Source organism: Gilliamella apis (assembly GCF_030758615.1).
Classification (GTDB): domain Bacteria; phylum Pseudomonadota; class Gammaproteobacteria; order Enterobacterales; family Orbaceae; genus Gilliamella; species Gilliamella apis_A.
Window position 1 is genome coordinate 75,972 of the sequence record NZ_CP132381.1, and the last position, 19,668, is coordinate 95,639.

General features: G+C 36.3%; 27 protein-coding genes and 2 pseudogenes. 6 read left to right on the plus strand and 23 right to left on the minus strand.

Annotated features, from left to right (window positions below; all coding sequences use genetic code 11):
* Positions 1-42: 42 nt before the first annotated feature.
* The 3 genes from RAM17_RS00325 to fabI all read left to right on the plus strand — a co-directional run bounded on the left by RAM17_RS00325 (position 43) and on the right by fabI (position 5,537).
* Positions 43-1,713: an ABC transporter ATP-binding protein/permease gene (locus RAM17_RS00325; protein WP_110446973.1), complete on the plus strand. Its 1,671-nt coding sequence runs from the start codon at positions 43-45 to the stop codon at positions 1,711-1,713.
* 47 nt (positions 1,714-1,760) lie between these two features.
* Positions 1,761-4,517 carry a M16 family metallopeptidase gene (locus tag RAM17_RS00330; protein ID WP_306240360.1) on the plus strand — a complete coding sequence of 919 codons (2,757 nt, stop codon included), beginning with the start codon at positions 1,761-1,763 and terminating at the stop codon, positions 4,515-4,517.
* Positions 4,518-4,748: 231 nt separating this feature from the next.
* Positions 4,749-5,537: an enoyl-ACP reductase FabI gene (gene fabI / locus RAM17_RS00335; RefSeq protein WP_086362662.1), complete on the plus strand. Its 789-nt coding sequence runs from the start codon at positions 4,749-4,751 to the stop codon at positions 5,535-5,537.
* Positions 5,538-5,969: 432 nt separating this feature from the next.
* Here fabI and ppnP read toward each other — a convergent pair whose 3' ends face one another.
* A complete protein-coding gene (gene ppnP / locus RAM17_RS00340) occupies positions 5,970-6,260 on the minus strand; it encodes a pyrimidine/purine nucleoside phosphorylase (protein WP_034902339.1) in 291 nt (96 codons plus the stop codon).
* Positions 6,261-6,534: 274 nt separating this feature from the next.
* On the opposite strand from ppnP, the gene slyD reads away from it, so the two are divergent.
* The 3 genes from slyD (at position 6,535) to RAM17_RS00355 (ending at position 8,198) form a co-directional block, all read left to right on the plus strand.
* A complete protein-coding gene (slyD, locus tag RAM17_RS00345; protein WP_034902343.1) occupies positions 6,535-7,107 on the plus strand; it encodes a peptidylprolyl isomerase in 573 nt (190 codons plus the stop codon).
* A gap of 166 nt (positions 7,108-7,273) precedes the next feature.
* Positions 7,274-7,945: a RadC family protein gene (gene radC / locus RAM17_RS00350; protein ID WP_034902346.1), complete on the plus strand. Its 672-nt coding sequence runs from the start codon at positions 7,274-7,276 to the stop codon at positions 7,943-7,945.
* A 49-nt stretch (positions 7,946-7,994) separates the two neighbouring features.
* Entirely contained in the window at positions 7,995-8,198 is a 204-nt protein-coding gene (locus RAM17_RS00355) for a SlyX family protein (protein ID WP_110446971.1), read from the plus strand.
* Positions 8,199-8,231: 33 nt separating this feature from the next.
* Here RAM17_RS00355 and RAM17_RS00360 read toward each other — a convergent pair whose 3' ends face one another.
* The 22 genes and pseudogenes from RAM17_RS00360 to rpsC form a co-directional block, all read right to left on the minus strand.
* Positions 8,232-8,879 (minus strand): DMT family transporter, encoded by a 648-nt coding sequence (locus RAM17_RS00360; RefSeq protein ID WP_110446970.1) that lies wholly within the window; start codon positions 8,877-8,879, stop codon positions 8,232-8,234.
* A 427-nt stretch (positions 8,880-9,306) separates the two neighbouring features.
* Complete coding sequence (gene rplQ / locus RAM17_RS00365) at positions 9,307-9,693, minus strand: 50S ribosomal protein L17 (protein WP_034884211.1); 387 nt, start codon at positions 9,691-9,693, stop codon at positions 9,307-9,309.
* A gap of 29 nt (positions 9,694-9,722) precedes the next feature.
* Positions 9,723-10,712, minus strand: a complete 990-nt coding sequence (locus RAM17_RS00370; RefSeq protein ID WP_034902352.1) for a DNA-directed RNA polymerase subunit alpha — start codon at positions 10,710-10,712, stop codon at positions 9,723-9,725.
* A 25-nt stretch (positions 10,713-10,737) separates the two neighbouring features.
* Entirely contained in the window at positions 10,738-11,358 is a 621-nt protein-coding gene (gene rpsD / locus RAM17_RS00375) for a 30S ribosomal protein S4 (protein WP_065577881.1), read from the minus strand.
* A 46-nt stretch (positions 11,359-11,404) separates the two neighbouring features.
* A pseudogene (rpsK, locus tag RAM17_RS00380) lies at positions 11,405-11,793 on the minus strand (30S ribosomal protein S11).
* Between the two features lie 15 nt (positions 11,794-11,808).
* Positions 11,809-12,165 carry a 30S ribosomal protein S13 gene (gene rpsM / locus RAM17_RS00385; protein WP_110446968.1) on the minus strand — a complete coding sequence of 119 codons (357 nt, stop codon included), beginning with the start codon at positions 12,163-12,165 and terminating at the stop codon, positions 11,809-11,811.
* 173 nt (positions 12,166-12,338) lie between these two features.
* Positions 12,339-12,452, minus strand: coding sequence for a 50S ribosomal protein L36 (rpmJ, locus tag RAM17_RS00390; RefSeq protein ID WP_034884218.1), 114 nt, complete (start codon positions 12,450-12,452; stop codon positions 12,339-12,341).
* Positions 12,453-12,478: 26 nt separating this feature from the next.
* Positions 12,479-13,816 (minus strand): preprotein translocase subunit SecY, encoded by a 1,338-nt coding sequence (gene secY / locus RAM17_RS00395; RefSeq protein ID WP_110446967.1) that lies wholly within the window; start codon positions 13,814-13,816, stop codon positions 12,479-12,481.
* 8 nt (positions 13,817-13,824) lie between these two features.
* Entirely contained in the window at positions 13,825-14,259 is a 435-nt protein-coding gene (gene rplO / locus RAM17_RS00400) for a 50S ribosomal protein L15 (protein ID WP_110446966.1), read from the minus strand.
* Positions 14,260-14,264: 5 nt separating this feature from the next.
* Positions 14,265-14,444 carry a 50S ribosomal protein L30 gene (rpmD, locus tag RAM17_RS00405; RefSeq protein ID WP_025314400.1) on the minus strand — a complete coding sequence of 60 codons (180 nt, stop codon included), beginning with the start codon at positions 14,442-14,444 and terminating at the stop codon, positions 14,265-14,267.
* A 6-nt stretch (positions 14,445-14,450) separates the two neighbouring features.
* Positions 14,451-14,951, minus strand: coding sequence for a 30S ribosomal protein S5 (gene rpsE / locus RAM17_RS00410; protein ID WP_025314399.1), 501 nt, complete (start codon positions 14,949-14,951; stop codon positions 14,451-14,453).
* Positions 14,952-14,965: 14 nt separating this feature from the next.
* Positions 14,966-15,319: a 50S ribosomal protein L18 gene (rplR, locus tag RAM17_RS00415; RefSeq protein ID WP_034902364.1), complete on the minus strand. Its 354-nt coding sequence runs from the start codon at positions 15,317-15,319 to the stop codon at positions 14,966-14,968.
* Between the two features lie 9 nt (positions 15,320-15,328).
* Positions 15,329-15,862, minus strand: a complete 534-nt coding sequence (gene rplF, locus RAM17_RS00420) for a 50S ribosomal protein L6 (protein ID WP_110446965.1) — start codon at positions 15,860-15,862, stop codon at positions 15,329-15,331.
* A gap of 11 nt (positions 15,863-15,873) precedes the next feature.
* Positions 15,874-16,266 (minus strand): 30S ribosomal protein S8, encoded by a 393-nt coding sequence (gene rpsH / locus RAM17_RS00425; protein ID WP_034902370.1) that lies wholly within the window; start codon positions 16,264-16,266, stop codon positions 15,874-15,876.
* Between the two features lie 17 nt (positions 16,267-16,283).
* A complete protein-coding gene (gene rpsN, locus RAM17_RS00430; protein ID WP_025314395.1) occupies positions 16,284-16,589 on the minus strand; it encodes a 30S ribosomal protein S14 in 306 nt (101 codons plus the stop codon).
* Between the two features lie 11 nt (positions 16,590-16,600).
* Positions 16,601-17,140 (minus strand): 50S ribosomal protein L5, encoded by a 540-nt coding sequence (rplE, locus tag RAM17_RS00435; protein WP_025314394.1) that lies wholly within the window; start codon positions 17,138-17,140, stop codon positions 16,601-16,603.
* Positions 17,141-17,157: 17 nt separating this feature from the next.
* Positions 17,158-17,472: a 50S ribosomal protein L24 gene (gene rplX / locus RAM17_RS00440; protein ID WP_065651344.1), complete on the minus strand. Its 315-nt coding sequence runs from the start codon at positions 17,470-17,472 to the stop codon at positions 17,158-17,160.
* Between the two features lie 10 nt (positions 17,473-17,482).
* Positions 17,483-17,854: a 50S ribosomal protein L14 gene (gene rplN / locus RAM17_RS00445; protein WP_025314392.1), complete on the minus strand. Its 372-nt coding sequence runs from the start codon at positions 17,852-17,854 to the stop codon at positions 17,483-17,485.
* Between the two features lie 194 nt (positions 17,855-18,048).
* Positions 18,049-18,309: a 30S ribosomal protein S17 gene (rpsQ, locus tag RAM17_RS00450; RefSeq protein ID WP_025314391.1), complete on the minus strand. Its 261-nt coding sequence runs from the start codon at positions 18,307-18,309 to the stop codon at positions 18,049-18,051.
* Position 18,310: 1 nt separating this feature from the next.
* Positions 18,311-18,502, minus strand: a complete 192-nt coding sequence (gene rpmC / locus RAM17_RS00455; protein ID WP_034902373.1) for a 50S ribosomal protein L29 — start codon at positions 18,500-18,502, stop codon at positions 18,311-18,313.
* Positions 18,503-18,913: a 50S ribosomal protein L16 gene (gene rplP, locus RAM17_RS00460; RefSeq protein ID WP_025314389.1), complete on the minus strand. Its 411-nt coding sequence runs from the start codon at positions 18,911-18,913 to the stop codon at positions 18,503-18,505.
* Positions 18,914-18,925: 12 nt separating this feature from the next.
* Positions 18,926-19,664: pseudogene (gene rpsC, locus RAM17_RS00465) on the minus strand (30S ribosomal protein S3).
* Positions 19,665-19,668 lie beyond the last annotated feature (4 nt).

The window sequence follows — 19,668 nt, forward strand, 5'->3', positions numbered from 1 at the left end:
ATCATTTTGTTTTTTAAGTAACTTAATAGAAATAATAAGATCGTGAGCAAGTTAAAACAATTTTATTTTTTAGTTAAACCTTTTTGGCGATCATCACAATCAATGGTCGCTTGGTTATTACTAATTGTTACTATTGGATTGAGTTTAACATCAATCTGGTTTAATGTCTTAATCAATGAATGGAATGGTAAGTTCTTTGATGCTTTACAACGTCTTGATAGTACTACTATTTACAGTTTATTATTACAATTCATTCTATTGATTGCCATTCTCATTTTATTAGTTGTTTATGCTGATTATTTAAGAAAAAAATTATTAATAAAATGGCGTAATTGGATGACAGTGCATATTACCCAAAAATGGCTGTCAAAAAATGGGCAGCATTACCATTTACAAAATCGACAACTTGAACCTGATAATCCAGATCAACGTATTGCTGAAGACATACATCTATTAATTTCGCAATCATTAGGTCTACTCATTTCTTTTTTAACATCAACATTCACTTTTGTTTCGTTTTCAATGATCCTATGGAATTTATCAGGATCAATTTCATTCACCTTGTTTGACGTCACAATAACCATACCTGGTTATATGTTTTTCGTCTGCCTTTTATACGTCACTTTTGGTATATTAATTACCCATTTAATTGGTAGAAAACTACATGGTATTAATGTTGAAAAACAAAAAAATGAAGCAAACTATCGTAGTGCCCTAATTCGATGTCGCGATAATAGTGATAATATTGCTGGGCAGCATGCACAGGAGCAAGAACAAACAAAACTACAACACCATTTTTCAGCTATCATCCGCAATTGGTACCAGTTGATCAATAAAGAACGAAACTTACTGCTTTTCGTCAATGGCTTTAGCCACATCTCATCATTAGCTCCAATATTTTTTGCTTTACCTAAATTTATTAGCGGTGCAATCCAATTAGGAGGATTGATGCAAATTAGGATGGCATTTACTCAACTCAATAGCGCATTAAGCTGGTTTATTTTCAGTTATAAAGATATCGCAGTATGGCAAGCAACAGTAACAAGACTTTATAATTTTGCCATATTACTAGAAGAACCAATTGAACCTAATATAAAAAATGATGATTTAGAATCTAACTATCTATTAAAGGTAGCTAATTTACAAGTCATGAATACTAATAATTTCCCATTAGTTTCCATCTCTTGCCAATTAAAAGCGGGACAATCATTACTAATAAAAGGTGTATCAGGAAGTGGTAAATCAACATTATTAAAAAGTTTAGCTGGATTTTGGCCTCATTTTTCTGGATCGATAAATCGGACAGATAACTATATTTGGTTACCACAAAAAAGTTATATTGGTTTTGGCAAATTAGCTGATCTAATAAGTTATCCACAAAATGCCAATGTTTATAATCAAAATGAATTAGAAAAAGCATTAGAGTTTGCTGGATTAACAGAGCTAAATCATGAGCTAGAAAAAGAAGATAACTGGGAAATAAGATTATCTGGCGGTGAAAAGCAACGATTATTATTTGCTAGGTTATACCTGAATAAACCTGACTTATTATTACTTGATGAAATCACATCATGGCTAGATGTTGACAGTGCAATAATCATGATAGATCGCTTAAAAAAAACGTTAACACATAGTGCGATAGTATTAGTTTCACATCAAAATGAATTAGAGCCATTAGTTAACCAAGTAATTAATATTAATAAAACATTGTAGATATTTATATAGATAACAATATCTAAAGTATTTTTATAGGACGAAAAATGAAAAATTTGATTGTTTGTTGTGTTTTATTTGTACTAACAGCCTGTGTACAAAGCCCATCACTCCCACAAGATCCCATGATAAAACGTTATCAATTGGATAATGGTTTAACAGTAATTTTAATGCCAAAACAGAGTGATAACGCTGAATTAAGATTAGTTGTCCATAGTGGATCAGTGCAAGAAACAGAACAGCAAAAAGGGCTAGCACATTTTGTTGAACATATGGCATTTAAAGGTACAAAAAACTTCCCTAACCAATCAAGCCGGAAACAGTTAGAAAAATATGGTATAACATTTGGAGCGCATATTAATGCCGTTACTAGTTTTAACTCTACAATATATAAATTATCATTACCAACCAATCCACAAGCCATTCAAACTGGTCTACAGGTAATGGCAGACTGGGCTTATAATATCTCATTTGATCCTGCAGATTTTAATCAAGAACGCAATGTAATTGTCGAAGAGTGGCGCTTACGACAAGGTGTTGCTTATCGAATTAATGAACAACTCGATCAATTACGTTACCAAGGAAGTTTATACGCTAATAGCTCACCTATTGGATCGTTATCTTTAATCAAAAATAGTCCGGTTGAAGAAGCTAAAACTTTTTATCAAAAATGGTATCAACCACAAAGAATGAGCTTAATTGTAGTTGGTCAATTTAATGAACAATCTATACGCCAACAGATAAACAAATATTTTGGTGTTGCAGATAAAGGAAACTCACCAGTAGATATACCATCTTTACGACAATTTTCTTCTCAGCCGACTCCGCTAGTTAAAATGATATTTGATGCAGAGCAAGGACAACGATTGATCCAAATTATGCTGCAACGCGATGCTATTGCACCATTAAATACTTCACAAGGAATGACTGATGATATTGTAGATCAAATTTGGCTATCTATTCTAAATAAACGCCTGCAATTGATTACTGAAAATCAAAAATTGCAACTAGCTCAAGTGAAAGAGCAAAGTGTTTTATTAGATGAAAAAAGAATACAATACCTACTATTTGCTATTCCAAATCAAAATCATTATCAAGAAACCCTACAATTAATGTTTGATGAGCTGCAACGATTAGCGATAATACCTGTATCTAAAAAAGAGTACGAACAGGCCACTAAACAGATATTAATCAAATTATCACAACAAGCAGCAAGTGAAAATAATTATCGTAATAACCAATTAGCTGAACGCTTAACCACGGCAGTCGAATACCAAATGCCAATGATAAATAAAAAACAGCAATTAGCTATAACACAATCAATTATTAATCAAATAACGCCGGAAAAGCTTAAACAAGTTATTTCTCGTCGTTTAGAGCAAAGTCATTTACGCCTTGCAATTATCGGACCTGATAATGATAAAAAAATAATATCACAAAGTGCTATTGTTGCACTATGGAAAGCAACTCGACATAAAGATGATACTCAACTGAGTGAATTTTCTTATCAAACTCAAAATAAACCCTTAATTATTGCACCTCCAGTACAAGGTACTATCGTTAAAACAAATGCATTAAAAGAGCTTGATAGCGAAGAGTGGATTCTTAATAATGGTATGAGGGTTATTGTATACCCAAATCAAAAATTAACTGATAATATCCAAATCAATTTAAGAATTCCAGGCGGTCAATCATTAGATGCTAATTCACAATTAGGAGCAGTAACTTGGTCTCAGCAATTAGCTGAACTCAGCGGTTATGGCAATTATAGCAGTAAAGAATTACGGCAATATGGAGAATTAAAACCTTATGCTGAGCTTCTACATCATGGTTTTCAAGGTAGTACAACCGATGATCAATTAGAAACGTTATTTTCTATACTCTATTTAAAATTAACAGCGCCACAATTTAATTCACAAAAATTGTCATTAGCACAGCAAAATGCGATGTTGATGCAAAATAAATTACCAATAGAAAGAAAATTTTTAGATTTTATCCATAAAAATACATTTAATAATAGTCAACGTTTAATGGTTCATCCAAATGGTACATGGCGTCACTTTACTAGCACACAATTACAATCGACTTATCAAATGCTTTACTCATCACCAAATTCGATGGTTTTAACGATTTCTGGTAATGTAGATACAAAGCAACTAAAAGCATTAACTGTAAAATGGCTTGCAGGGATTAACGGTAATTCCACTAAGTTACATTGGCATAACAATCATATCACGCCAATTAACAAGCCAATGCAATTTAATTATCCATATGGTACCAGTGATAAAGCAATGGTAAGTCTATTGTATACAAGTGAAGCAGATTGGAGTCAAAACAATCAACTTGCTTTAAATTTGCTTGATAAAGTTGTAAATGCTCGCTTACATACTTCTATTCGAGAACAAAACTCTGGTGTTTATACTATTATTTTTTCAGAGCAGATAATCAAGAAACCAGAATCTTACTACCTTGCTAGACTTAATTTCACCACCGATCCTAAACGGGTCAATGAAATTAAATCCTTAGTTAATCAAGTTATGGACAATATTCGTTCACATGGTATTAATCTTCAAGAGCTCATCATAGCGAAAAAAGCATGGAAAGAAGATTACAGAGAACAACAAAAAAGTGCACAATATTGGAGTACTGCCATCGCTCAAACAGCAACAGATGATGGTAATTTTGTACAATTAAATCAACAGATAACACAAGTTGAAAATATTTCATTAGAAACCGTCAACGAACTTGCGCAAAAATTGATAGGTCAAAATCCTAAAATATTTACATTATTACCGAAAAAATAACCAAACTTATTACAGGGCAATGCCCTGTAATATTTTAAAATAGTTTATGGCTTACCTTATCCTAAACAATAATTGTCAATTACTATTCAAATTAACTATAACTATTTGCGACTAAAATAAAAAGAGCAAATAACCAATTAAAAAATAAATTTATAGTAGCGAAGTTAACTATATCAACATATAATCATCAGCATTCTAGACTATATAGAAAAAATATTAGAGGAATAATTTATGGGATTTTTAACAGGTAAACGCATTCTGGTCACCGGCGTTGCAAGCAACCGTTCTATCGCTTATGGTATTGCAAAAGCAATGCATCGAGAAGGCGCAGAATTGGCCTTTACTTATCAAAGCGAGAAATTAAAAAGCCGTGTTGAAGAGTTTGCTGCTGATTTTAATTCTAATATCGTTTTACCTTGTGATGTTGCACATGATGACAGCATCACATCATTATTTACTGAGCTAGCAAAAACATGGGACAAATTTGATGGTTTTGTACATGCTATTGCGTTTGCGCCAGGAGATCAATTAGATGGTGATTATGTTAATGCGGTAACTCGAGAAGGTTTTGCTATTGCCCACGATATCAGCTCTTATAGCTTTGTAGCTATGGCTAAAGCTTGTCGTTCAATGCTTAATCCTGATTCAGCATTAGTTACTCTTTCTTATCTAGGTGCTGAACGTGCAATTCCTAACTATAATGTTATGGGCCTTGCCAAAGCATCTTTAGAAGCAAATGTACGTTATATGGCAAATGCAATGGGACCTGAAGGTATACGTGTAAATGCGATTTCAGCTGGTCCTATTCGTACTTTAGCTGCATCAGGTATTAAAGATTTTAAAAAGATGTTATCACATTGTGAATCAGTTACCCCTATTCGTCGTACAGTAACCATCGAAGATGTGGGTAATTCAGCAGCATTCTTATGTTCAAACCTATCTTCAGGTATTACTGGTGAAGTTATTCATGTAGATGGTGGGTTTAGTATCGCCGCTATGAATGAATTAGAACTTAAATAATATAACCTTAAATGTAAATAAGGTGCCAGAATGAATAACTGACACCTTATTTTTTTAATTTATCACCGTGATATTTTTTATCTTAACCTCTAGATAATCAAACTTTTGTATAGAGTAAATTGATATTGCTGTCTAATTCAAAACATAAAATTGTTACTAATCCATTTTATTTGTAAATTCTTGCTATATCAGCTAATCTAAATTAAAAGCTCAGTATCTTAATTCTAAAAATTATCTATCACTTTTTAACAATTAAAATACAATAATAATGATGATTTAATAATCATTAAGTCTATTTTATAGAACCTTAAAAATCTAATAAATTATCATTACCCAAATAACATATGATCAAATTTTACAATAGAATATAAATCGTAATGTAGAATCCAATGGTTAATTTAATAATATTATTTTTAACACATTGATGTATCTTTATTTTGCCAGGTAACGACACAAATAAGCTGTTGGTTCTGATACCTGAACATCGAATTTGCTTTCTTTAGCAATATGAAAAACTTGGCCAGCTTCAAATATTTGCCAATCATTTGCTGTAGGCAATAACACTTTAAGTGAACCGGTTATGACGGTCATTTCCTCTGGATTATCAGTATTAAAAATATATTCACCTGGTAACATCACACCAACAGAGACTTTACCGGTAGAACCATTTTCAAAGCCGATAGATTTCACTTTCCCTTCAAAATAATCATTAACTTTCAACATAAAATCCCCCTTTTCTCACTATTTTTAGTCATTAGCAATAATTTAATATTAGCTACAATAAAATACTGTGTAAAATTCACGCTATCAGCTTAATTGATTTCAACTAGCTATCCAACTATTATTTACCAATTAAAATCGGTCTCTTGAAACAAAAGTACTTCACAAAATAAAACATTAGCAAAACTTGTTAAAATACGAAAAAATAGCATACAGATGGATTTTTTTCCGTTAAAATCTAACACTATTTGCTCAGTAACAGTTTGTTGGAGAAAACATGAAAATAGCAAAAAACACAGTGGTAAGTTTAGCATATCAAGTTCGTACTAAAGATGGTGTTTTAGTTGATGAAGCAACAACAGTTGCACCGCTCGAATATCTACATGGTGCAGGAAACTTATTACAAGATCTTGAAAATTCCTTAGAAGGCCATCAAGTTGGTGATAAATTTGACGTTGAACTAGTTAATCCTTATGGAGATTTTAATGATGCACTAGTACAAAATGTGCCACGTGACGTTTTTGTTGGTGTTGACGAACTTGAAGTCGGTATGCGTTTTTTTGCTGACACTGATCAAGGCTCTTTACCTGTTGAAATTACTGCAATTGATGGCGATAGTGTAACTATCGATGGAAATCATATGCTGGCAGGCCAAGATCTGAATTTCAATGTCGAAGTATTGGCAATTCGTGAAGCAACACCAGATGAAATATCGCATGGACATATTCATGGTGCACACGGTCACGACCACGGGCATGGTGGCTGCGGTTGTGGCGGACATGATCATGATGAAGATGAAGAAGAAAGCGGTTGTTGTGGCGGTGGTCACGGCGGATGTGGCTGTCATTAATTTTCGAATAAATAACCAGTTAAAAAGCGCTAACAAGCGCTTTTTTTATTTGCTGTAAAAATAATTTCATTACTGCGAGCTAGTTCACAACGTTATATATCTCTACTTATTATTTTTCACAAGATAGCTAATAATCGCATTTTGTGTGAATAACAAGAATCCAATTATGTCAGAAAAAAAAACCACCTTAATGCCTCGAGAAAAATTATTACTATTTGGTGTCGAAACACTATCTGATGCGGAATTACTCGCTCTTTTCTTACGCACAGGTATACGTAATTTACCTGTCCTAGATTTATCGCAAAAGTTATTAAATGAATTTGGCTCATTTTATCATTTAATAAATGCTAGCCACGACGAATTTTGTAAAAAGCAAGGTCTTGGAACAGCAAAATATACTCAGTTAAAAGCAGTTGTTGAACTTTCTAATCGTTATTTGAAAGTTAAAATAAGCCATGAAAATTACTTAACATCGCCAAGCTTGACCCATCATTACCTAGCTAGTCGCTTAATGGATAAAGATCGTGAAATTTTTATGGTGATATTTTTAGACAATCAGCATCATGTTATTACTTCTGAAGAGATGTTTGTTGGAACCTATAATTGTGTAGAGGTTCATCCAAGAGAAGTAGCTAGACGGGCATTACAACACAATGCAGCAGCATTAATTTTAGCTCATAATCATCCATCAGGATTGGCTGAACCAAGTCAAGCTGATCGGATATTAACAAAGAAAATTGAACAAGTTTGTGAATTAATAGATGTTCGCATTGTTGATCACCTTGTGATTGGTAAGGGAGAGTACGTTTCTTTTGCAGAACGAGGATGGATTTTATAATTACTTTTACTTACAATATAAAATTACTAAACCAATTAATGAATAAACTATGAACCAACAACTGGAATTATTAGAAACTAAAGTCGCATTCCAAGAAATGACCATTGAGGAACTCAATCAAATGGTTATTAATCTTCAAGCAGATATCAGCAAACTTAAAGAACAATTAATGTTATTGTCACAAAAGTTACAAGCTACACAAACCTCAAATATTGCTAATTTATCAGAAGAAACTCCGCCTCCTCACTATTAACTACGAGTTTAATAATTCGAGGGACTCTAAAATCTACTTTTTACCAATAAAATTATACCCTCGATAAGAAAGCAGAGAAATTAAAATCAAGAAGCAACCAACCCATTTTGTCCATGGCATAGGTTCCAAATAAACAATTACGCCAGCCAAAGTTGTAAATACAGGCTCTAAAATCATGATTATTGCTGCATTGCTTACAGGTACGTATTTCTGTCCAACAAATTGCAAAGCAAATCGTAAAATTGTAGCAATAACAATACTAACGATAAGCCACATTAAAGTGATTAAACTGATGCTTGACGGCCAACTCTCAGTAAATACAGATATAATTAGGCTTGCCGTGCCAGTACAAAGCATTTGTACACAAATTAATGGCAAAATTGCTATTTTTTGGACTAATCGACTATTAAAAACAAAAAATATTGCTTGAGCTAATGCAGAAATTAAAAACCAGAGTTGATTAACATTTAAATGCCAACCATTTGATAAAGACAAAAAAGCAAGACCAACAATAGCAATCGGTAATGAGAGCCAAAATATAACTAATCGCCTTTCTCTAAAAAAGAACCAACCAACAATTGGAGCCATTAACACCGATAAACTCATAATAAAAGAGCCTTCACCTAATTGTCCGCCAATACTTATTGCTAATATCCATAAAATAACATTAGTTGATTGCAAACAGCCAGTTATTATTGCTTTAGGTAAATGTGTAAGATTGATTCGTTGTTTAGTACTTAAACAGACTACAAATAAAATAATAGAGGAAGAGAGAAATCACAATCCCATAAAAGCTAAAGGAGGCATTTCTAAAATTGCTTCTTTTGAAGAAACTCAACCAACTGCAGCTAACATAGTAACTAGTACTAAAATCCATTCGCCATTTCGTTTAACATTAATCATCTTACTACTACTTTACTTAAAACTAGTTTGATAATATTAAAACTATAATTTAACTGAGAAAATATCAACAATAACTTATATTAAGTTTTAAAAATGATATAAAAAAAGACTTATATGTGATAATTAAATAAAAATACTCAAATTGGTAATATCTAGATAATAAAAAACCGGCCATTTAGCCGGTTTTAGTTTAAGCTTTAATTATTTATTCAGCTGCTGCTTCTGCTTCTACTGCAGGGCGATCAACTAATTCAATATAAGCCATTGGAGCATTATCTCCATCACGGAAACCACATTTTAAAATGCGAACATAACCACCTGGACGGGTAGCAAAACGTGGACCTAAATCTGAAAATAATTTTTTTACTGTATCTTTATCACGGATACGAGCGAAAGCCAGACGGCGATTAGCTACGCTATCGCTTTTAGCTAACGTAATTAACGGCTCAACGACACGACGCAACTCTTTTGCTTTAGGCAATGTTGTTTTGATAATTTCATGTTCAACTAATGAACTTGTCATATTACGAAACATCGCTTGACGATGGCTGCTATTTCGGTTCAGTTGACGACCACTTTTACGATGGCGCATAACTTTATCCTTCTTATATAAATTTTATCTTAGTCTTCAACAATACTTGCTGGTGGCCAATTCTCAAGACGCATGCCTAAAGATAAACCACGAGATGCGAGCACATCCTTAATTTCAGTAAGAGATTTTTTACCAAGATTAGGGGTTTTAAGTAACTCAACTTCGGTACGTTGCACTAAATCACCAATATAATGAACTGCTTCTGCTTTTAAGCAATTAGCAGACCGAACAGTTAATTCCAAGTCATCTACTGGACGTAAAAGAATTGGATCAAATTCCGGTTTATCTTCTTTGACTTCTGGTTGACGTACATCACGTAAATCAACAAAAGCTTCAAGTTGTTCAGCCAAAATAGTAGATGCACGACGAATAGATTCTTCTGGATCGATAGTACCATTAGTTTCCATATCGATAACAAGTTTATCTAAGTCGGTACGTTGTTCCACACGAGCAGCATCGACAGAATAGGCAATACGCTCAACTGGACTATAACATGCATCAACTAATAGACGACCGATAGGTCGCTCTTCATCTTCTGACTTAACTCGAGCAGAAGCAGGGACATAACCACGTCCTCGTTGTACACGAATACGCATACTAATTGAAGCATTGGCATCAGTAAGATGACAAATTACTAAATCAGGATTAACAATTTCAACATCACCATCATGAGTGATATCTGATGCAGTTACAGCACCAACGCCTGATTTATTTAAAGTCAGCATAACATCATCTTTGGTATGTACACGAACCGCTAATTTTTTCAAATTAAGCAGAATATCAAGCACATCTTCTTGAACGCCTTCTTTAGTACTATACTCATGCAGAACACCGTCAATTTCAACTTCGGTCACTGCATATCCCGGCATAGATGATAATAAAATGCGGCGTAGTGCATTACCTAAAGTATGTCCAAAACCACGCTCAAGTGGCTCTAAAGTCACTTTCGCATGAGTTGGGCTGTATTGAACAACGTCAACTAGGTGAGGTTTTAAAAACTCTGTTACAGAACCCTGCATTATGTCCTCTCTTAAGTGCTAAACTTTACTTAGAGTAAAGTTCGACAATCAAATGTTCGTTGATGTCAGCAGATAAATCTGAACGTTCTGGTAAGCGTTTGAACACACCTTCCATTTTGCTAGCATCAACTTCTAACCATGTTGGTTTTTCACGTTGTTCAGCTAACTCTAAAGCGGCTTTAATACGTGCTTGTTTTTTTGATTTTTCGCGAACACTGATAACATCTTCAGGTGAAACTTGATAAGATGCGATGTTCACAACGTGACCATTAACAAGAACAGCTTTATGACTAACTAATTGACGAGCTTCAGCGCGAGTTGCACCAAATCCCATACGATAAACAACGTTATCTAAGCGACGTTCTAAAAGAGCAAGTAGGTTTTCACCTGTATTACCTTTAATACGTGCTGCATTTTTGTAGTAATTACGGAATTGACGCTCTAGAATTCCATAAATACGTCTAACTTTTTGTTTTTCGCGTAACTGAACACCATAATCTGATAAACGCGGTTTACGCGCACCATGTTGTCCAGGAGCTTGTTCTAACTTACATTTACTGTCAACCGCTCGGACGCCAGACTTAAGAAATAAATCGGTACCTTCACGACGACTTAATTTGAGCTTTGGTCCCAAATATCTTGCCATTTTTTTTCTCCAATAATCCTATAAACATTCAATGTTTAATAAAAAATTAAACACGACGTTTCTTTGGTGGACGACAACCGTTATGAGGAATCGGAGTAACATCAGTAATATTAGTGATGCGATAACCCGCTGCATTTAATGCACGAATTGTTGACTCACGGCAGGACCAGGTCCTTTAACCATAACTTCCAGATTCTTAATTCCGTAGTCTTTTACAGCTTCGGCACAACGTTCTGCTGCTACTTGAGCTGCAAAAGGTGTTGACTTACGAGAGCCGCGGAAACCAGAACCACCAGCGGTTGCCCAACCCAACGCATTACCTTGACGATCGGTAATTGTTACGATTGTATTGTTAAATGATGCATGAATATGAGCTATACCATCAGAAACTTGCTTTTTAACACGTTTACGTGTACGAACAGGTGTCTTTGCCATTTATTATCACCTCAATTATTTCTTGATTGGCTTACGCGGTCCCTTACGGGTACGAGCGTTAGTCTTAGTGCGTTGACCACGGACAGGAAGTCCACGACGATGACGCACACCACGATAACAACCAAGGTCTAATAAACGCTTGATACTCATAGTTACTTCACGACGTAAATCACCTTCAACAGTGAATTTAGCGACTTGTTCGCGTAACTGTTCAATCTGATCTTCAGATAGTTCTCTGATCTTAACATTTTCAGGAATACCCGCTTCAGCACAAATTGTCTTTGCACGAGTACTACCGATACCATAAATTGCTTGTAACGCAATCACAGTATGTTGTTGATCAGGAATGTTAATGCCTGCTATACGGGCCACTATGCACTCCTTTATTGTTAATGTTCAGCAGATCCACCATACTGAAAAGCCCGTTTTCAGGATACTCAAACGATGGATCTACAAAAAAATTTTTTAGGCTGGCTATTCTAGCCAGCTTTACTATACTTTGGCAAGTAAAATATGCAAAAGTTCAACTTTACAGTTAAATAATATTAACCTTGACGTTGTTTATGTTTACCTTCAATGCAAATAACACGAACGATGCCATTGCGTTTGATGATTTTACAATTTCTGCATAATTTCTTGACTGAAGCACGAACTTTCATTTTTTTCTCCGTAACTTCTGGCTAACTTATCGGCCGTAGCCTTTAAGATTCGCTTTCTTTAACACTGACTCATAACGATTTGGCATCATTAAAGTCTGTACTTGTGCCATAAAATCCATGATTACAACAACTACAATTAATAATGATGTTCCACCAAATTGAACTGGAACTTTCATTGCACTTGTCATAAACATTGGTACCAAACATACAAGAGTAATGTAAATAGCGCCAATTAGCGTTAAACGAGTCATTACTTTGTCAATATACTTCGATGTTTGTTCGCCTGGACGGATACCTGGAATAAATGCACCAGATTTCTTTAACTGATCTGCTGTTTCTCTAGGATTGAAAACCAATGCTGTGTAGAAGAAACAGAAGAAAATAATCGCTGCTGCAAAAAAGATTATGTATAACGGTTGATCATGAGAAAAATATTGTCCAACAAGAACAAAGATATATCTCCATCCTTCACCATTTCCTTGGAACCAAGAAGCCATCATTGATGGTAACATAATAATTGTTGAAGCAAATATTGCAGGAATAACACCTGCCATATTAATCTTCAATGGTAAATGTGTACTTTGTGCGGCATACACACGACGGCCTTGCTGTCTTTGTGCATAATTAACAACGATACGTCGTTGACCACGTTCAACAAAAACAACAAAGTAAGTCACACCAACCACTAATGCTGCAACGACTAATAATAAAATCGGATGCAATGAACCAGAACGAGCTTGTTCAATTGTTTCATATATTGCATGAGGAAGACTTGCCACAATACCAGCAAAGATAATGATAGAAATACCATTACCTACACCGCGTTCCGTGATTTGCTCACCCAACCACATAAGAAACATAGTGCCAGTAACTAAGCTAATCGATGCAATAAAATAGAAAGAAAATCCTGGGTTAATCACAACATGACTGTAACCAGGAATATTCGGTAAACCAGTCGCAATACCAACCGCTTGTACAATCGCTAAAGCTAATGTGCCATAACGGGTGTACTGACTGATTTTTTTACGACCTGATTCACCTTCTTTCTTCAATTCTGCTAGTTTAGGGTTAATTGCCGTTAATAACTGCACAATAATAGATGAAGAAATATAAGGCATTATCCCTAAAGCAAAAATTGAAGCACGGCTTAAAGCACCACCAGAGAACATATTGAACATACCAACAATACCATTAGATGATGATTGTAGTAAGTCCGATAACGCTTTAGTATCAATACCAGGAACCGGAACGTAAGAACCAAGACGGAAAACAATAAGCGCTAAAAGCACAAATAATAAACGTCTTTTAAGCTCACCACTACCGCCTCGTGTGCTTTGAAAATCTAATCCTGGTTGCTTTGCCATCTTTCTAATTATTCCTCAATTTTTCCGCCAGCAGCTTCAATTGCAGCTTTAGCACCTTTAGTTACTCGAATACCACGAACTGTTACTGGTTTAGTCACTTCTCCAGATAACATAATTTTTGCATATTCGATTTGTGAATTAATCACATTAGCAACTTTCAAGCTATTTAGGTCAACAATATCACCTTCAACTTTCATTAAATCAGAAAGACGAACTTGTGCTGTTACCATAGCTTTACGTGAGGTAAAACCAAATTTTGGTAAACGACGATATAAAGGCATTTGACCGCCTTCGAAGCCACGACGAACGCCGCCACCTGAACGTGATTTTTGACCTTTAACACCACGAGTACCTGTTTTACCTAGTCCTGAACCGATTCCTCGGCCCACGCGCTTAGATGCATGCTTTGAACCTTCAGCAGGAGATAAAGTATTTAAACGCATTACTATTACTCCTCAACTTTAACCATGTAATAAACTTGGTTTACCATACCGCGGATTGCAGGTGTATCTTCACGTTCAACAGTATGACCAATACGACGTAATCCTAAACCAACTAACGTTGCTTTATGCTTCGGTAGACGGCCAATAGAACTACGAGTTTGTGTAATTTTAATTGTCTTTGCCATGGCTAATTACCCCAAAATTTCTTCGACGGTTTTACCACGCTTAGCAGCAACCATTTCTGGAGATTTCATATTTTCTAAGCCATCAATAGTCGCACGAACCACGTTAATTGGGTTAGTAGAACCATATGCTTTAGCTAGAACGTTACGAACACCAGCAACTTCTAATACAGCACGCATTGCACCACCGGCGATGATACCAGTACCTTCTGATGCTGGTTGCATGTAAACACGAGAACCTGTGTGAGCACCTTTAACTGGATGCTGTAAAGTATCGTTATTTAACGCAACGTTAATCATATTACGACGTGCTTTTTCCATTGCTTTTTGGATTGCTGCTGGCACTTCACGTGCTTTACCATATCCAAAACCAACGCGGCCATTACCGTCACCAACCACTGTTAGTGCAGAAAAACTAAAAATACGACCACCTTTTACGGTTTTAGAAACTCGGTTAACTGCGATTAGTTTTTCCTGCAGTTCACCAGCTTGTTTTTCGATGTTTGACATCTTTAACTCCTACCTTAGAACTGTAGGCCAGCTTCGCGAGCAGCATCTGCTAGCGCCTGAACTCGACCATGATATTGGAAACCTGAACGATCAAAAGAAACTTCTTTGATATCTTTCGCTAATGCGCGTTCTGCAATTGCTTTACCAACTGCTGCTGCTGCATCTTTGTTTCCAGTGTATTTTAAACTTTCACTGATAGCTTTTTCTAATGTTGAAGCCGCTGCCAGTACTTCTGATCCGTTTGGTGCGATAATCTGCGCATAAATATGACGCGGAGTACGGTGAACTACCAAGCGAGTTGCAAGTAGTTCTTGCATCTTACGACGCGCTTTAGTTGCACGACGGATACGAGCTGATTTCTTATCCATAGTGTTACCTTACTTTTTCTTAGCTTCTTTAGTACGCACAACTTCATCTGCGTAACGAACACCTTTACCTTTATAAGGTTCAGGACGACGATAAGCACGGATATCAGCAGCTACTTGTCCAATTAACTGTTTATCAGCACTTTTCAGAACGATTTCAGTTTGAGAAGGACATTCAGCTGTTACACCTGCAGGTAATTCATGATCAATTGGATGTGAATAACCAAGAGATAAACCAATTGTATTACCTTTAACTTGTGCACGATAACCGACACCAACTAGCTGAAGTTTTTTAGTAAAACCTTCAGTAACACCAATAACCATTGCATTAATCAATGCGCGAGCAGTACCTGCTTGAGCCCAAGCGTCAGCAAAACCGTCACGAGGCGCAAATGTAATTTGGCCTTCTTCTTGATTAATAACAACAGCTTTATTTATTTCACGAGATAACTCGCCATTTTTACCTTTAATCGTAATTACCTGACCATTGAGTTTTACCTCTACGCCCGCAGGAACAACGACAGGTGCTTTTGCAACACGAGACATTTTTTTCTCCCTTACGCTACGTAGCAGATAATTTCACCACCAAGACCTGCTTGGCGTGCTGCACGATCAGTCATAACACCTTTAGAAGTAGAAACAACTGCAATACCTAATCCAGCCATTACTTTTGGTAATTCATCTTTACGTTTATAAATACGTAAACCTGGACGGCTAACACGTTTAATACTTTCTACTACAGCCTTACCTTGGAAATATTTTAAAGTGATTTCCAATTCTGGTTTAGTGTCACCAACTACTTTATAGTCCCCGATATAACCTTCTTCTTTTAGCACATTGGCAATTGCCACTTTTAGCTTAGAGGAAGGCATGGTGACTGCAACTTTATTCGCAGCTTGACCGTTACGAATGCGGGTCAACATATCTGCTATAGGATCTTGCATGCTCATCTATAACACTCCCCTGATTACCAACTTGCCTTTTTAAGACCAGGAATCTCACCACGCATGGCTGATTCACGAACCTTAATACGGCTTAAACCAAACTTACGAAGGACGCCATGAGGACGACCGGTTTGACGACAACGACGACGTTGACGTGATGGACTAGAATCACGAGGAAGCGTTTGCAATTTAAGCACTGCATTCCAACGATCTTCATCTGATGCATTAAGATCAGAGATAATCGCTTTTAATTCTTGACGCTTTGCAAAATATTTTTCTGCTAGCTTTACGCGTTTCTTATCGCGTTCAATCATTGATTGTTTAGCCATTATGCCCTACCTTACTTACGAAATGGGAAGTTAAAGGCAGATAATAAAGCTCGGCCTTCTTCATCAGATTGTGCAGTTGTTGTGATAGTGATATCTAAACCACGAACACGATCAACTTTATCATAATCGATTTCAGGGAAAACGATTTGTTCACGAACACCCATGCTATAGTTACCACGACCATCGAAAGATTTTGCGCTTAAACCACGAAAATCTCGAGTACGAGGAAGAGCAATATAAACTAGACGTTCAAAAAATTCCCACATACGTTCGCCACGTAAAGTGACTTTACAACCAATAGGATACCCTTGACGGATTTTAAAACCAGCAACTGATTTGCGTGCTTTAGTGACTAGTGGTTTTTGACCACTGATTGCTGCTAAATCTGCAACAGCATTATCTAATAATTTCTTATCAGTAATTGCTTCACCCACACCCATATTCAAGGTGATCTTTTCGATCCGAGGGACTTGCATGACAGATTTGTAGCCAAACTGTTCTTGCAGTTTATTTACTACCTGTGCTTTGTAGTAATCATGCAGTTTCGCCATCGTACACTCCAAATTACTTAATTGATTAATTTATTAGTAGACTTATAAAAACGGACTTTTTTACCGTCTTCAAAACGAAAGCCTACGCGATCTGCTTTGCCTGTATCAAGGTTAAAAATTGCTACGTTAGAAACGTTAATTGGCGCTTCCTTCTCAACAATTCCACCTTCTTGATTTAATGCAGGTACTGGTTTTTGGTGTTTTTTCACCAAATTGATACCTTCAACAATCACTTTACCAGTAGACAAAACACTTTTTACTTTACCGCGTTTACCTTTATCTTTACCGGCTAACACGATAACTTCATCTTCTCGACGGATTTTAGCTGCCATTACCCGCTCCTTACAGTACTTCTGGTGCTAATGAAATGATCTTCATAAACTTCTCAGAACGAAGTTCACGAGTGACCGGTCCAAAAATACGCGTACCAATCGGTTGCTCACTGTTATTATTTAAAATAACACAAGCATTACGATCGAAACGAATGACAGATCCATCAGGACGACGAACACCTTTTCGAGTGCGCACCACCACAGCTTTAAGTACATCACCTTTTTTAACTTTACCACGAGGAATAGCTTCTTTAATGGTAACTTTGATGATATCACCTACCGCTGCATAACGACGATGCGATCCACCGAGAACCTTGATACACATTACGCTACGTGCGCCAGAGTTATCAGCAACATCGAGCCTAGTCTGTTCTTGGATCATTTTAATGCTCCGTATAAATTAATTATTGTCTAATCTACCTTCATCCACCTCAACTACCATGGATAAGAATAGACAACCAAAAACCCACTTACGTGAGGGCGCATAGTATAACACCACTCAAATGAAATGGATAGCATAAAATAAACGGCCGGTGAGCCGTTTATTATATTATGTACAGTTTTTAATCAAAAAGATTAGCTAACTGCTTTTTCAACGATTCGAACAAGAGTCCAAGATTTGGTTTTTGATAATGGACGACACTCTTTAATTTCTACAGTATCACCAATACCACACTCGTTGTTTTCATCATGTACATGCAATTTAGTCGTACGTTTAATGAACTTACCATATAACGGATGCTTCACTTTACGTTCAATAGCTACAGTAATAGATTTATCCATTTTGTCGCTAATAACACGACCTTGCTGAGTACGAATTTTTACTTCAGTAGTCATATTACGCACCCGCCTTCTCAGTTAATAACGTTTTAACTCGTGCAATATTACGACGCACTTGTTTTAACATATGAGTTTGTGTTAACTGACCTCCAGCTAATTGCATACGTAAGTTAAATTGCTCACGTAATAAATTAAGAAGTTCAGTATTTAACTCTTCAACGCTTTTTTCGCGTAGCTCTTTTGCTTTCATTTACATCACCGTCTTAATCACAAAGGTGGTTTTAATTGGCAGTTTTGCAGCTGCCAACGCAAATGCTTCACGAGCAACTTCTTCCGGTACACCGTCCATTTCATAAAGGACTTTACCTGGTTGAATCTGAGCAACCCAGTATTCAACGTTACCCTTACCTTTACCCATACGCACTTCAAGTGGTTTTTCAGTAATTGGTTTATCAGGGAAAACTCGAATCCAGATTTTACCTTGACGCTTAACTGCACGAGTCATTGCACGACGTGCTGCTTCGATCTGGCGCGCAGTCAAACGACCACGACCCACAGCCTTAAGACCGAATGTACCGAAACTTACATCAGTACTCACAGCAAGACCACGATTGCGGCCCTTGTGCACTTTACGGAATTTTGTACGCTTTGGTTGTAACATCAGCGACGCTCCTTATTGTTTTCGGCCTTTGCGCTGCTTTTTCGGTTGAGCAGCAGGTTGTTTTTCTGCTTGTTCAACGGCAGCCATACCACCAAGGATCTCACCTTTGAAGATCCACACTTTAACACCAATAATACCATAGGTTGTCAATGCTTCTGATAAACCATAGTCGATGTCCGCTCTTAATGTATGTAATGGTACGCGACCTTCACGATACCACTCACTACGAGCAATTTCAGCGCCGCCTAAACGACCACTTACTTCAACTTTGATACCTTTAGCACCCGCCTTCATTGCATTTTGTACCGCACGTTTCATTGCACGACGGAACATAACACGGCGTTCTAACTGAGAGGTAATACTGTCAGCAACTAACTTAGCATCTAGTTCTGGTTTACGAACTTCAGCAATATTAATTTGTACTGCAACATCACGTTTCTCTTTTTTGTCTTTGTATTTATTGACAATAGAAGCTACGGCATTACGTAATTTTTCAACGTCCTCACCTTTTTTACCAATCACAATACCCTGGACGAGCAGTGTGAATAGTAATGCGAACGTTAGTTTCTGCTGAACGATCGATAACAATTTTAGAGATTGATGCTTGTGCTAATTCTTTATTTAAGAATTCACGCACTCTAAAATCACTTTCTAAATTATCAGCGAATGTCTTTGTACCCGAATACCATGTAGATGTCCAAGGCTTGACGATGCCTAGTCGGATACCATTTGGATTTACTTTTTGACCCATTGCT

Coding starts and splice junctions, on each gene's coding strand:
- rpmD (WP_025314400.1), bottom strand. CDS start 14,444: ATGGCAAAGACAATTAAAATTACACAAACTCGTAGTTCTATTGGCCGT.
- secY (WP_110446967.1), bottom strand. CDS start 13,816: ATGGCAAAGCAACCAGGATTAGATTTTCAAAGCACACGAGGCGGTAGT.
- rplP (WP_025314389.1), bottom strand. CDS start 18,913: ATGTTACAACCAAAGCGTACAAAATTCCGTAAAGTGCACAAGGGCCGC.
- rplR (WP_034902364.1), bottom strand. CDS start 15,319: ATGGATAAGAAATCAGCTCGTATCCGTCGTGCAACTAAAGCGCGTCGT.
- rpsD (WP_065577881.1), bottom strand. CDS start 11,358: ATGGCAAGATATTTGGGACCAAAGCTCAAATTAAGTCGTCGTGAAGGT.
- fabI (WP_086362662.1), top strand. CDS start 4,749: ATGGGATTTTTAACAGGTAAACGCATTCTGGTCACCGGCGTTGCAAGC.
- rplE (WP_025314394.1), bottom strand. CDS start 17,140: ATGGCGAAACTGCATGATTACTACAAAGCACAGGTAGTAAATAAACTG.
- rplN (WP_025314392.1), bottom strand. CDS start 17,854: ATGATCCAAGAACAGACTAGGCTCGATGTTGCTGATAACTCTGGCGCA.
- rpsH (WP_034902370.1), bottom strand. CDS start 16,266: ATGAGCATGCAAGATCCTATAGCAGATATGTTGACCCGCATTCGTAAC.
- rplF (WP_110446965.1), bottom strand. CDS start 15,862: ATGTCTCGTGTTGCAAAAGCACCTGTCGTTGTTCCTGCGGGCGTAGAG.
- ppnP (WP_034902339.1), bottom strand. CDS start 6,260: ATGTTGAAAGTTAATGATTATTTTGAAGGGAAAGTGAAATCTATCGGC.
- rpsN (WP_025314395.1), bottom strand. CDS start 16,589: ATGGCTAAACAATCAATGATTGAACGCGATAAGAAACGCGTAAAGCTA.
- rplQ (WP_034884211.1), bottom strand. CDS start 9,693: ATGCGCCATCGTAAAAGTGGTCGTCAACTGAACCGAAATAGCAGCCAT.
- radC (WP_034902346.1), top strand. CDS start 7,274: ATGTCAGAAAAAAAAACCACCTTAATGCCTCGAGAAAAATTATTACTA.
- RAM17_RS00370 (WP_034902352.1), bottom strand. CDS start 10,712: ATGCAGGGTTCTGTAACAGAGTTTTTAAAACCTCACCTAGTTGACGTT.
- rpmC (WP_034902373.1), bottom strand. CDS start 18,502: ATGAAAGCAAAAGAGCTACGCGAAAAAAGCGTTGAAGAGTTAAATACT.
- slyD (WP_034902343.1), top strand. CDS start 6,535: ATGAAAATAGCAAAAAACACAGTGGTAAGTTTAGCATATCAAGTTCGT.
- rpsE (WP_025314399.1), bottom strand. CDS start 14,951: ATGTCAAACATCGAAAAACAAGCTGGTGAACTGCAGGAAAAACTAATC.
- rplX (WP_065651344.1), bottom strand. CDS start 17,472: ATGGCAGCTAAAATCCGTCGAGAAGATGAAGTTATCGTGTTAGCCGGT.
- rpmJ (WP_034884218.1), bottom strand. CDS start 12,452: ATGAAAGTTCGTGCTTCAGTCAAGAAATTATGCAGAAATTGTAAAATC.
- rplO (WP_110446966.1), bottom strand. CDS start 14,259: ATGCGTTTAAATACTTTATCTCCTGCTGAAGGTTCAAAGCATGCATCT.
- RAM17_RS00330 (WP_306240360.1), top strand. CDS start 1,761: ATGAAAAATTTGATTGTTTGTTGTGTTTTATTTGTACTAACAGCCTGT.
- rpsQ (WP_025314391.1), bottom strand. CDS start 18,309: ATGACTACTGAAGTAAAAATTCGTACTCAGCAAGGTCGTGTTATTAGC.
- RAM17_RS00355 (WP_110446971.1), top strand. CDS start 7,995: ATGAACCAACAACTGGAATTATTAGAAACTAAAGTCGCATTCCAAGAA.